Below are 12085 nucleotides of genomic sequence, written 5' to 3' on the forward strand. Positions count from 1 at the left end.
CTTGTCCGGCTAGCCGGAGTTGAGAGGGGTTTGCACCGCTTCTACCCCCTCTCCCAACCCTCTCCCCTGAAGGGGAGAGGGCTTCCACCGCATCTCACCTCAAAACCGCCGCTTCGATACAATACACCTTGCCTTTGCGCCCTATAAACCCGCATCTGATCACAGGGCAGGCAGGGGGCATGGCGATGGCGGCACCGTTCAATTTCGGGCAGCTCAAATTCCTGAAGGCGCTGACCGAGGCGCTGTTCCATGGCGCCGAGATGAAGATCACGCCCGATCAGGTCGTCGCCAACGTCAGCGACCTGTTCGCGAAGGTCGGCGGGACGAAGCTCGACGAGATTCGCCTGTCGCTCACCGCGACCGAAATCGTGCTGGGCCCGCTGTTCGCGCTCGCCGATGTCGAGGAGCGCGCGCGGCGGATCCGGAACCGGCTCCAGAATAGCCAGATCGACCTGTTCCAGGACATGGCGCGGCTGCGCGGCATCATCTACGGTTGCTATTACGGGCATTGGATGCCGGGCGATCAGGACGCCAACGCTGCGAACCCGGTGCACAGGCAGATCGGTTTCACCCTGCCGAAGCATCGCCATCGCGGTTCCGGCGAAATCGAGATCACGCGCGTCGAGGGGCGCGAGATCGATCCGGCGCATATTCTGGACGCCGCGACGCTCGCGGACGAATATGACGTGATCGTCATCGGGTCGGGCGCGGGCGGCGCGGTCGCGGCGCATGGGGTCGCGGCGCAGGGCTACAAGGTGCTGATCGTCGAGGCCGGACCCTTCTATCCTTCGCCGCGGATCAATCATCACGAGCTCGACATGGTCGCGAACCTGTTCAAGCACGGTGCGCTGCAAACCTCGACCAACCGCGATTTCGTGGTGTTCCAGGGACGCTGCGTCGGCGGGTCTTCGACGATCAACAACGGCATCTGCCTGCGCGTGAACGAGGCGGGCCGGACGCACCCCGACGCGGTCGACGTGTTCGCCAGATGGGCGAGCGTCGGCGCGCCGATCGACGCCGATGCCTTTCACAAAAGCTATGACGCGATCCGGGACCGCCTCGGCATCGCGCCGATCGAACCGCGCAGCGGGCGGCACAACGGCCCGCACCTGCTGAACGGCTGGCACGCCTATGCCGCGACCTCGACCGACCCGAAGGATCGGCGCGCGGTCGCCGACTGGTTCGCGAAGAATTTCGGGCCGCCGCACACGCCGACCGCCTGCGCCTATTGCGGCTATTGCAACACGGGATGCGCCTATGGGCGGCGGCTGGGGATGGCGCAGACCTATCTGCCCGACGCCTGCCGCGACCATGGCGCGCGCATCCTGCCCGGCACCAAGGCCGACCGCATCATCTGGCAGACCGCGATCGACGGGCGGCGCGAGGCCGAGGCGGTGAAGCTGATCCTGCCCGATGGATCGCAGGCGCTCGTCCGCACCCGCGTCGGGGTGATCGTCGCGGGCGGGACGATCGCTTCGTCGAAGCTGCTCGGCCGCAGCGACATCGACGGCACCGGGCGGCAGGTGTCGCTCAACATCGCCTCGCCGGTCGTCGCGCTGATGCCGCCCGGCGCCGGCGGCGATGCGTGGGACGAGGATCAGATGGCGACCTATGTCGATTGCGGCGACTTCCTGCTCGAAAGCCATTTCCAGCCGCCGATGGCGATGGCGTCGTTGATGCCCGGCTGGTTCGCCGACCATGCGGCGCGGATGCAGAATTTCGGCCGCGTTCATTCGGCGGGCATCCTGTTTCCCGCCGACCGGCGCGGGCGGGTGAAGGACGGCAAGCTCAAGTTCCAGCTCGACAAGGCCGAGGATCTGCCGCTGCTTCGCCGCGCGATGGCGACGCTGACCAAGGTCCATTTCGCCGCAGGTGCGCTCGAATGTTACCCGGCGCTCACCAAAGGGCAGACGGTGACCCCCGGCATGGATGTCGATGCCTTTTTCGAGGACGCGATCGAGGAGGCCGACGATGTCACGCTGTCGAGCAGCCATCCGCACGGCGGCAATGCGATCAACGAAGACCCGCGGCACGGCGTCGTCGACCCCGAATGCCGTGTCCACGGCACGACCAATGTGCTGGTGACCGACGCCAGCGTTTTTCCCACCTGCATTCGCGTCAACGCGCAATGGACGACGATGGCGATGGCGCATTATGCGACGGCGCGGGGCGATCCGTTCCGGTGATGTGGCAGGTCTTTCAGGGGGTTGGGCCGATTGCCCGAACTTGACGCTGCTGGAGGGATGATCCAGACAAGGGGTCATTCTCCATGCCCGGAACAGGAGCAGCGAATGAAAAACATCTTCGTGATCGGGATGCTCGCCTTGGCGGGCTGCGCTTCTCCCTCGCCATCGGAAACGCCGGTCGGCTTGGCCAATCCGGCATCCGTCTATTGCGTGGAGCAGAAGGGAAAGATTGAAATCCGTCGCGGGCCGGATGGCGAAACCGGCTATTGCCACCTTCCCGATGGCCGTGTGGTCGAAGAGTGGGAATTCTACCGCTCGCAGAAAAAGGATGCCGGTGCCTGAACATCGCGGCGAAGCGGCGCAAGCAGCCCTGGACCTGCTTATTGCCATGGCTCTGCGGGATTCTCGCGCCGATTCTGCTGTGAAATTTGTCGCTACGGCCTAAGAAGCGGGCGCTATGAGTATCGCCGTCGCCGCCCTCTATCGTTTCGCCGCCTTCGACGATCCCGCCGTGCTGCGTCAGCCCTTGCTCGATCTGTGCGCGGCGGAAGGGATCAAGGGCACGCTGCTTCTCGCCCGCGAGGGCATCAACGGCACGATCGCGGGCAGCGCGGATGGGGTCGCGGCAGTGATTGCGCATATCCGCGCGCTCCCGGGCTGCGCCGAACTCGACGTCAAATATTCGGCCGCCGCGGCGATGCCGTTCCGGCGGCTCAAGGTGCGGCTCAAAAAGGAAATCGTGACGATGAAGGTGCCGGGGCTCGACCCGGCGCGCGGCGCGGCGCCCTATGTCGACCCGGCCGACTGGAATGCGCTGGTCGACGATCCGGACACGGTTCTGATCGACACGCGCAATGGCTTCGAGATCGGCTATGGCAGCTTCGCCGGCGCGATCGATCCGCAGACCAAGAGTTTCGGCGACTTCCCCGGCTGGTGGCGCGACCATGCCGCCGAATTCGCGGGCAAGCGGATCGCGATGTTCTGCACCGGCGGCATCCGCTGCGAGAAGTCGACCGCTTTTCTGCGGAGCGAAGGCGTCGAGGATGTCGTGCATCTGAAGGGCGGCATCCTCGCCTATCTGGAACAGGTGCCGGAAGCGGACAGCCGCTGGCACGGTAGCTGCTTCGTCTTCGACGAGCGGGTGAGCGTAGGGCACGGGCTGGCCGAGGTGGGGGAGAAGGAATAGCTGGGACGCCCCGGCATGGCATCCGCTTCGGGGGTAGAGGGCGGCCGTTCCCCCTCTTTGTCATTCCCGCGAAAGCGGGAACCCAGTGTGGGGTCAGCCGATGCCCACTCTGGGTTCTCGCTTTCGCGGGAATGACGAAGTTATGAAACACGGAATGCCGCTTATCTTTCGCTGACCGCCTTCACCCCACCGTCAGCGTGTAAGTCACGCGATAGTCGCTCGCGTCTCCGGTCAGCGTCCTGGTGAACGTCCCCGGCTCGCTGCCGAGGTCGACGGTGCCGATATGGTCGCTGCCGCCGATATCGTCGAATTCGCGGAGCTGGAAGCTCACCGGCTGGTCGAACGAGAACGCCTTGTCGACGACCCAGCTTTCGCCTTTCTTGATCGAGAAGATCTCGCTCTTGCCCTCGGGAAAGCGCTCGCCGGTGTTGAAGCGCAGGAAAAGCTGGTCGGGCAGACCGAGTCCCAGCCGCCCGGTCAGCTTGACGCAATCGACGCGGACGTTCGAGAGGATATATTTGGGGCCCGCCGGCCGGACCGCCGCGGTGATCGCCGCCGGTGGTGCGGGCGCTTTGGGGTCTCTGGTCAGCCGTGCGACGCCGTCGCTCGCCTGCGCCGCATATTTGCCCGCGGGAAATTCGGCGAGATAGGATTTGAACGCGCTTATGCTGTTGTCGGCGAGCGCGCCTTTCCACATCAATTCCTCCATCGCCGCGCGGTTGGCGGCGCCGGGGCGCGGGACGAGATAGACCGGTGTCCCGGTGATGCTCGCGCTGACGAAGGGGCGCTGGAGGCCGCCGGTCGCCGCGAGCACATCATCGCGGATCGCGCCGCCGAGAAGCTGCACCGGCAGATCGGGCTGCGGCAGGCGTTTCGCGAGCGAGGTCGCGAAGGGCGAATTGGCGCCGCTGCCGTCGGCGGCGGTCTGCCCCGGCGCGGCGGCGAAGATAACGAGCACGTCGTCGGCCTCGACCCCCGCGAGCCCGGTCTGCACCGCGCGCGTCCCCGACCGCCAGCTGCGGCCGAAGGGATTGTTGCGGCACGAATCGAGGATCACCATGCGGATTTGCGCGCCCGACACCGATTCCATCAGCCGGTCGAGGTTGATCGCTTCATAGGGCAGGTCGAGGTCGGACTTGAGTTGCGCGTCGGTGGGGATCAGCCAATTCTTGCCCTGCGCCTCGATCCCGTGCCCGGCGTAATAGACCATGGCGACTTCGGCGCCCTCGGCCTTGGCGCGAAAATCGCGCATCGCCTTCTGGAACTCGTTGACCGCAAGGTCCGCGGCGACGGTGACGTCGTCGAACCCCGCGCTCCGTGCCGACGCGGCGACGAGCTTGATGTCGTTTGCCGGGTTCACGAGGTGGCTGGTGTTCGCATAGTCGCTGTTGCCGATGATCAGCGCGACCTTGCGCGCCTCGGCGCCGGTCGGGGCGAGCAGGAAGAGGGTGGTGAAGAGGACAAGCCAGAATCGCGTCATCGCGCCATCCTTTCGTCAGGCGGCGGCGTGCGCCGCGCCATATTCGATCCAGCCGAAGGGGCGGGGGGTCTTGGGCATATAGGCCGCGCCCTGCCGCTCGACCGCGAAGCCCGCCTTTTCATAGGCGTCGCCGATCGGCCGGGTCAGGTGACAATTGCCGCCGATGCGTTTCCACAGCGGCTCGATCCGCCGCTGCCATTTCGCGACTCCCGCGTCGGGCGCGCCGCCATGTTCGAGGAAGAGCGCGGTGCCGCCGGGTTTAAGCACCCGGCGGATTTCGGCGAGCACCGCGGCCTGATCGGCGACCGAGCAGAGAGTGAAGGTGGTGACGACGGTGTCGAAGCGCCCGCTCTCGAACGGCATCGCCTCGCCGACCCCGCCCTGGATGTCGGCGTCGATCCCGCGCGCCGCCGCCGCGGCGCGGCTCATCGCCAGCAGTTCGGGCGAGGGGTCGAGCCCGGTGAAGCTGACGATCCGCATCGGATCGTAAAATTCCATGTTGATGCCGCCGCCGCAGCCAAGCTCCAGCACGTCGCCCGCCGCGTGCGGCACGACCCGGCTGCGCGCCTTCATGATCTGCCCCTGCGAACAGGCGCATTTGATCAGCCGCGGCACCCCATGACGTTCCCACCAACTCGCCATCGTCCCGTCTCCCCTTGGCGCGGAAGGTGAGCCTTGCTAGCGCGGTTGGCAACACCCATCTGTGCGATCCCGCACAAGATCAGAAAGACCGTCATGCCCGCCACCCACCATACCAAGATGCTCATCCTCGGCTCCGGCCCCGCCGGCCTGTCGGCCGCCATTTACGCGGCGCGCGCTGGGATGCAGCCGATCGTCGTGCAGGGGCTCCAGCCGGGCGGGCAGCTCACCATCACCACCGACGTGGAAAATTATCCCGGTTTCGCCGAGGTGATCCAGGGCCCGTGGCTGATGGAGCAGATGACCGCACAGGCGACGCATGTCGGCACGAGCATGATCTGGGACACGATTGTCGACGTCGACCTGTCGCAGCGCCCGTTCAAACTGACCGGCGACGGCGGCGATGTCTATCTGGCTGAAACACTGGTGATCGCGACCGGCGCGCAGGCGAAGTGGCTCGGCGCCCCCGGCGAGCAGGAGCTTGGCGGCAAGGGCGTGTCGGCGTGCGCGACGTGCGACGGCTTCTTCTATCGCGGCAAGAAGGTCGTGGTGATCGGCGGCGGCAACACTGCGGTCGAGGAAGCGCTCTATCTCACCAATCACAGCGACGATGTGACGCTGATCCACCGCCGCGATCACCTGCGTGCCGAAAAGATATTGCAGGACCGGCTGCACGCGAACCCCAAGATCAAGGTGCTGTGGAACAAGCGCGTCGATCGCTTCGTCGGCGGCGAAGGCACGGCGGGCCTGATCGGGGTCGACCTGATCGACACGGTGACCGGCGAGGCGAGCCACGAGCCGACCGACGGCGGCTTCGTCGCGATCGGCCACAGCCCCTCGACCGAGCTGTTCAAGGGCAAGCTGCCGCTCGACGACGACGGCTATCTGCAGGTGACGCCGGGCACGTCGCTGACGTCGATCCCCGGCGTGTTCGCGGCGGGCGACGTGACCGACAAGGTATATCGCCAAGCAGTGACCGCCGCGGGCATGGGCTGCATGGCCGCGCTGGATGCCGAGCGTTTCCTCGCCGAGGCCGAGTATAAGGCGCTGGTGGAGGCGTAGAAGGGGACGGAAGGGCCGTTCGCGACCGATTGCGGTCATAACAACCTTCGTCACCCCAGGGTCCATGGCCTGTCGTTTCCTTCGGCGCAGCGCCTGACGAGAGCGCAGGCCATGGATGCTGAAACAAGTTCAGCATGACGAGGTGGCAAGGTCCGCTCCCCACCACCCCAAAGCCGTCGTCATTCTGCGGACGAAGCGGAATTGACGATCGTCAATCCGGCCGCGAGCACAGCGCGTAGCCGTGGCCTTTTACCGTGCGCAGCATCGGCCAGGCGAAATCGCGGTCCACCTTGGCGCGGAGCCGCGACATATGCACCTCGACCCGATTGGTTCCGGGGTCGAAATCGAGCCGCCACACCGCCTTCAGCAGCGCCGAGCGCGACAGCGGCCGGTCGGGAACGCGTGCGAGGTTGGCGAGCAGGTCGAATTCGCGCAGCGGCAGGCGGATCAGCCGCCCCGCGCGCTCGACGCGGCGGTCGATCAGGTCGATGCGAAGCTCGCCCTCGCCGAGTTGGCCCGCGGCGAGCCGGCTGCGGCGGATGAGGCTGGCGATGCGCGCGAGCAGTTCGGGCAGATTGTCGGTCCAGCCGACCGCGTCGTCGGCACCATGGGTCAGCCCGGTCATCCGGTCACCCAGCGAATCGCGATCCGACAGGACAAGCAGCGGACGGCGCCCCGCGATGCTGCGCGCGAGCCGGACGAACGCGGACGGCTCCTGCCAGCCCAGAAAGGGATTGATCACCAGAAGGTCGAAACAGCAATCGAGCCAGGGGCGGAGCCCGCCGACCGGCGCGGGCAGGATATGCGCACGATGCCCCGCCGCCGTTACGGAATCGAACAAGGCCCGGTCGCGCAGCGGATGATAGACAGCGACCAGCAGCGTCCTGTCCTCGTCCACCGCCGCGCCGATCGCTTCCATTCGCGTCTCCCCCGATCCGCCATGCGCGGCATTGCGCCGCGCCTCCGCTGTGCTAACCCCGAGTCATGACCAGTGCCACCTTGCTCGAAGCCGACTTCGCCACCCTGCCCGATCTCGTCCGCGCCCATGCGGCCGAACGTCCCGATGCCATAGCCGCCGCCGACCCGGCGCGGCGGCTGAGCTGGTCCGAACTGGACGCAACGATCGACCGGATCGCGGCACGGCTGCAGACCGACGGCCTTGCCAAGGGCGACCGCACCGCGATCGCCGGGCTGAACAGCGTCGAACAGATGGCGGTGATCCTCGGCACGCTGCGCGCCGGCGGGGTCGCGGGGCTGATCACCAACAGCGCGACCGGCGAGCAGATGGCGGCGATGATCGCCGACACTGGTGCGCGCCACCTGTTCCTCGACAGCGCCGCGGCGGCGAGCCTCGAAGGGCAGAGCGTCGCCGCGAGCGACCGCATCGCGATGGACGGCAGCGGCGTCGGCGTGGCGCTGGACGCGTGGATGGCGCCCGCGGGCACGGCGCCCGCGCCGGTCGCGATCGATCCGCTTGACGGGTTCAACATCATCTATTCGTCGGGCACCACCGGCACGCCCAAGGGTATCGTCCACAGCCATGCGATGCGCTGGCAGCATATCCAGCGCGGGGTTCCGGCCTATGGGTCCAAAGCGGTGACGATCCTGTCGACCCCGCTCTATTCGAACACGACGATGGCGAGCTTCCTCCCCACCGTCGGATCGGGCGGGCAGGTCGTGCTGATGAAGAAATTCGACGCGCGCGGCTTCCTGGAGCTGGCGGAGCGCGAGCGCGCGACCAACACGATGCTGGTGCCGGTGCAATATCGGCGGATCATGGCGCTCGACGATTTCGACCGCTTCGACCTCTCCGGCTTCGTGATGAAATATTGCACCTCGGCCCCCTTTCCCGCCGCGCTCAAGGCCGACGTGCTGAAGCGCTGGCCCGGCGGGCTCGTCGAAATCTACGGCATGACCGAGGGCGGCGCGGCCTTCATCCTCGAGGCGCATCAATTTCCCGACAAGCTCCACACCGTCGGCAAGCCCGCGCCCGGCCATGTCGCCAAGGTGATCGACGAAGAGGGCAACGAACTGCCGCAAGGATCGGTCGGCGAAGTCGTCGGCCGCTCGCCGGCGATGATGACCGGCTACAACAACCGCCCCGACGCGACGAAGGCGATGCACTGGCACGATGCCGAGGGAAACCTCTTCTACCGCCACGGCGACATCGGCCGCATCGACGAGGACGGCTTCCTGACCCTGATGGACCGCGCCAAGGACATGATCATCTCGGGCGGTTTCAACATCTTTCCGAGCGACCTCGAAGCGATATTGAACGCCGACGAGCGCGTCGTCGAAGCGACCGTCGTCGGGATGCCGAGCGAGGAATGGGGCGAGACGCCGGTCGCCTTCGTCGTGCTGAGGGACGGCGCGGACGCCGAAGCGGTGCGCGCCGACTGCAACGCCAAGGTCGGCAAGACCCAGCGGCTGAGCGCGATCGAGGTCGTGGAGGAACTGCCGCGCAGTGCGATCGGCAAGGTGCTGAAGCGCGAATTGCGCGATGCCTATGCAGGGTGAATGGCGGGTAGCGGCCGGGAGCGGACCTAATCTTGCATCGTCATCCCGGACCTGATCCGGGATCCATTCATCCGGCGCTGAGAGAATGGATCCCGGATCAAGTCCGGGATGACGAAAGAAAAGAACGGCAGCTCCCCACCCCAAAGCTGATGTCAGCTCAGCTTCTCCAATATCCGTGCCGCCAGCCAATCGGCATCCGCTCCCGCAAAGCTGTGCGACCCGCTGTCCAGACGTTCGACCTTTATGTCGCCCGGCCGGCAATTTTCCGCAAACGCCTGCGCGGTGCGGTCGCCGGTCGCGAGCAGGATCGTCGCGGGGCAGGGTAGCGCCGCCATCGCGTGGTCGAGGCGGGTGGGCAGGCTGTCGGGGGCGGCGGGCGGTTTCGGCTTGCCGAGCGCCGACAGGCCGCGCAGCAATTTGCGGACATCGACCTCGCCTTTGACCAGCCGCAGCAGGCTTTTCGGGTCTTTCAGCCGCGAAAGATAGCGCGCGCGGATCGCGGCGGCCGGGGGCAGGGCAGGTTCGTCGGCTTCCGCCTCGCTCTCTTCATAGGTCCAGGGATTGGCGAGGATCAGCCCGCCCAGCGGCAGCGGCTGATGCAGCAGCAGCGCGCTCGCTGCGTCGCAGTTGCCGAAGGCGATGATGCGCTCGACATGCGGCGCGGCCTCCCGGAAAGCGGCGATCGCGGCGGCGATGTCGGGACCGCTGCTGGTATAGCCGCCGTTCGCGCCTTCGCTGTCGCCGATCCCGCGGCGGTCGAAGCGGAAGACCGGATGGCCCGCCGCGGCGATGCGCTGCGCGAGCGCCGCCATGCCGCGATGCGCGCCGCTGCGGACCTCGTTGCCGCCCGAGACGATCAGCAGGCCCGTCGCGCCGGGCGCTTCGTCGAGGCTCGCGGCGAGCATCGCGCCTTCGCAGGCGAAGCTCAGATGACGCCGCATGTCCGGCTCCATGCGACGATGTCGGCGGCGATTGCGGCCGCCATCGCGGCATCCTCTCCGGGTTCGGCGCGCAGCCAGAGCGGGGTGCCTGCGATGCCATCGGCGCCGAGGCCGATGCTGCGTAGCGGCCCGACTGCCTGCGCTTCGGCGGCGCCGAGCTGCGCGACCATGGCGGGCGACAGAGCGTTGCCTGCGAGCAGCAATGGCGTGGCCTGTGCCGTCTCGTGCAGGCTGTCGAGCGACGATTCGATCCCCGCCTCGCGATCGGCGGCGACGCGCGCGCGCATCATCGTGCGGAGCAGCGATGCGCCGCCGACGGGCGCGAGGCGCCACCATGCGGCGGCCTCGGCGTGGTGATCGATCAGTGCGCCGCCGCGGATCGATGCGATGATGACGGGACCGGCGAGGCTCGCGGCGACAGCGGCGAGTGCATTCTGCCAGCGCTCCAGATCGACGTCTTCGAGCGCGATGAGGCTTTCATTCTGGCCGGGTAGGTCGGGCAGCACCGCCGCGAAATCCTCCATGCTCAGCGCGCGCATCGCGAGTACCAGCGTGCGGCGCAGCCGGTTCGCTTCGTCGAACAGCGGCGGGACGATCAGGACGGTGGCGCGGGGAGCGTTTGCGGGGGCGATGCGCAATTGATGTTCGAGAACATCCGCCGCCATGACTGCGATTCCCTCCCGTCATCCCGGCGAAGGCCGGGATCTCGCCATAGCTGGAAACGCCACGGCGAGATCCCGGCCTTCGCCGGGATGACGGGATGAAAGGGAAGCGATGGCCGTCAACCGGCCACCTTGCGCTGCGAGAAAGCGAGCAAGTGCCCATAGGTTTCGAAAATCTCGCCGTCGATCTCGTCGTCGTCGATGGTGATGCCGAGCCGGTCTTCCATCTCGGTGAGCACGGTCGCGACCGCCATCGAATCGAATTCGGGCAGCTCGCCGAACAGGCCGCTGTCGTCGGTCAGCGCGGCGGCGCGGTCCTCGCCGAGGCCGAGCACGTCGGCGAGCAGGGCGCGAAGGGTGGCGTCGACGGTGTCGGTCATATGTCTTTCCTGATCAGCGAACGCGCAAAGGCTTTGAATGCCGGTCCCCATGCCGCGATGCGCGCCGGATTGAAAGCCTCGATGCGCCACAGCGGGTCGTGCCGGTTCATCCAGTCGCGTTTGTAGGCGTCGTTGCCGGTGCCGAAATCGACCCGCGCCACGCCGTCGGTCTCGATGACATGGCGGAACAGCGCCGCCGACAGCAGGGTGCCGGGCGAGGCTTTCAGGCTGTCCTCGACATGTGCGAGCTTGTGGATGAAGGCGGTGCCGTCCTCGACGGTCCAGAACTGCGCGGCAACGGGTCGCCCCTCGATGCGGGCGAGCCCCATGCGAAAGGTGCCGCGCGCCGATTCGGCCTCGGCAAAGGCGCGGAGCAGCGCGGGGTCGCCCTCTTCGGGTTTCCAGCTCGCCGCGTAGATGGCTTCATAGGCGGCCCAGGCGTCGGCGTCGAAGCGGGTAAAGAGCGCGATGTCGACGACGCCCTTTTTTGCCTTGCGCTTGACGGTGTTGCGGAGTGCGCCGGGGCGGCTCTCCCACCATAGATCGTGCGTCAGGCCCGTAAGGTCGAGCCAGTGGCGGTCGCCCGCCGGCACCGCCCTGACCCACCAGCCAGCGTTGCGGAGCGCGATGCTAATGTCTCCGGGCAGGCCGTCCATCTCGGGCACCGGATAAAGCGTCAGGCGCGCGGCGCGGTCCCTCAACCGTGCGAACAGGTCGCGCAGCGCCCCGCCGCGTTCGCCGGGATGCGCCGGGCCGTCGTAAAGCGGCCGGATGCCGAAACTATACCAGCAGGTCAGCCCCGAAAAATAACCCGGCTTCTCAAGGCGCAGCGGCAGCCATGCGCTGACCGCCCCGCAGTCGCCGCGCGCGTCGTGACGACCTTGTCCCGCAAAGCCATGCGCCGCGAGCAGGTCGAACCACTCGGCGCGATCGAAGGGCGAGGCAAAGCCCGCCGCGCGCGCTGTGGCGGGCAACCCGTCATCATTAGCGTGATCTTCACCGTTCCCTTGCATGACCCAGCGCTCTATCACC

12 protein-coding genes are annotated in these 12085 nt (G+C 67.1%); 5 read left to right on the plus strand and 7 right to left on the minus strand.

The genetic code is table 11. From position 1 onward, the window contains the following. Positions 1-179 precede the first annotated feature (179 nt). From ACVENA_RS03740 to trhO, 3 genes are all read left to right on the plus strand, one after another. Entirely contained in the window at positions 180-2186 is a 2007-nt protein-coding gene (locus tag ACVENA_RS03740; RefSeq protein ID WP_449327706.1) for a GMC family oxidoreductase N-terminal domain-containing protein, read from the plus strand. Positions 2187-2291: 105 nt separating this feature from the next. Further along, positions 2292-2528: a putative hemolysin gene (locus ACVENA_RS03745; RefSeq protein ID WP_257548246.1), complete on the plus strand. Its 237-nt coding sequence runs from the start codon at positions 2292-2294 to the stop codon at positions 2526-2528. 115 nt (positions 2529-2643) lie between these two features. Further along, a complete protein-coding gene (gene trhO / locus ACVENA_RS03750; RefSeq protein ID WP_306998158.1) occupies positions 2644-3372 on the plus strand; it encodes an oxygen-dependent tRNA uridine(34) hydroxylase TrhO in 729 nt (242 codons plus the stop codon). A gap of 181 nt (positions 3373-3553) precedes the next feature. On the opposite strand, the gene ACVENA_RS03755 is transcribed toward trhO, so the two are convergent. Continuing rightward, positions 3554-4852, minus strand: a complete 1299-nt coding sequence (locus ACVENA_RS03755) for a caspase family protein (protein WP_449327707.1) — start codon at positions 4850-4852, stop codon at positions 3554-3556. Between the two features lie 15 nt (positions 4853-4867). Then, positions 4868-5494 carry a class I SAM-dependent methyltransferase gene (locus ACVENA_RS03760; RefSeq protein ID WP_449327708.1) on the minus strand — a complete coding sequence of 209 codons (627 nt, stop codon included), beginning with the start codon at positions 5492-5494 and terminating at the stop codon, positions 4868-4870. 93 nt (positions 5495-5587) lie between these two features. Here ACVENA_RS03760 and trxB point away from each other — a divergent pair, with 93 nt between their 5' ends. Next, complete coding sequence (gene trxB / locus ACVENA_RS03765; protein ID WP_257548251.1) at positions 5588-6553, plus strand: thioredoxin-disulfide reductase; 966 nt, start codon at positions 5588-5590, stop codon at positions 6551-6553. Between the two features lie 211 nt (positions 6554-6764). Here trxB and ACVENA_RS03770 read toward each other — a convergent pair whose 3' ends face one another. Further along, a complete protein-coding gene (locus ACVENA_RS03770; protein WP_449327709.1) occupies positions 6765-7472 on the minus strand; it encodes a winged helix-turn-helix domain-containing protein in 708 nt (235 codons plus the stop codon). Positions 7473-7537: 65 nt separating this feature from the next. On the opposite strand from ACVENA_RS03770, the gene ACVENA_RS03775 reads away from it, so the two are divergent. Then, positions 7538-9070, plus strand: coding sequence for a class I adenylate-forming enzyme family protein (locus tag ACVENA_RS03775; protein WP_449327710.1), 1533 nt, complete (start codon positions 7538-7540; stop codon positions 9068-9070). 152 nt (positions 9071-9222) lie between these two features. Here the strand turns inward: ACVENA_RS03775 and ACVENA_RS03780 are convergent, their stop codons facing one another. From ACVENA_RS03780 to ACVENA_RS03795, 4 genes are all read right to left on the minus strand, one after another. After that, positions 9223-10011 (minus strand): hydrolase 1, exosortase A system-associated, encoded by a 789-nt coding sequence (locus ACVENA_RS03780; protein WP_449327711.1) that lies wholly within the window; start codon positions 10009-10011, stop codon positions 9223-9225. Further along, positions 9996-10676, minus strand: coding sequence for a hypothetical protein (locus tag ACVENA_RS03785; RefSeq protein WP_449327712.1), 681 nt, complete (start codon positions 10674-10676; stop codon positions 9996-9998). The genes ACVENA_RS03780 and ACVENA_RS03785 overlap by 16 nt, the downstream gene beginning before the upstream one ends. Positions 10677-10792: 116 nt before the next feature. Beyond that, positions 10793-11053: an acyl carrier protein gene (locus ACVENA_RS03790; RefSeq protein WP_257548260.1), complete on the minus strand. Its 261-nt coding sequence runs from the start codon at positions 11051-11053 to the stop codon at positions 10793-10795. Beyond that, on the minus strand, positions 11050-12027 hold the full coding sequence (locus ACVENA_RS03795; protein ID WP_257548261.1) for a GNAT family N-acetyltransferase: 978 nt from the start codon (positions 12025-12027) through the stop codon (positions 11050-11052). Before ACVENA_RS03795 ends, ACVENA_RS03790 begins: the two co-directional genes overlap by 4 nt. Between the last annotated feature and the right edge of the window lie 58 nt (positions 12028-12085).

This window comes from Sphingopyxis sp. 550A (assembly GCF_053569535.1).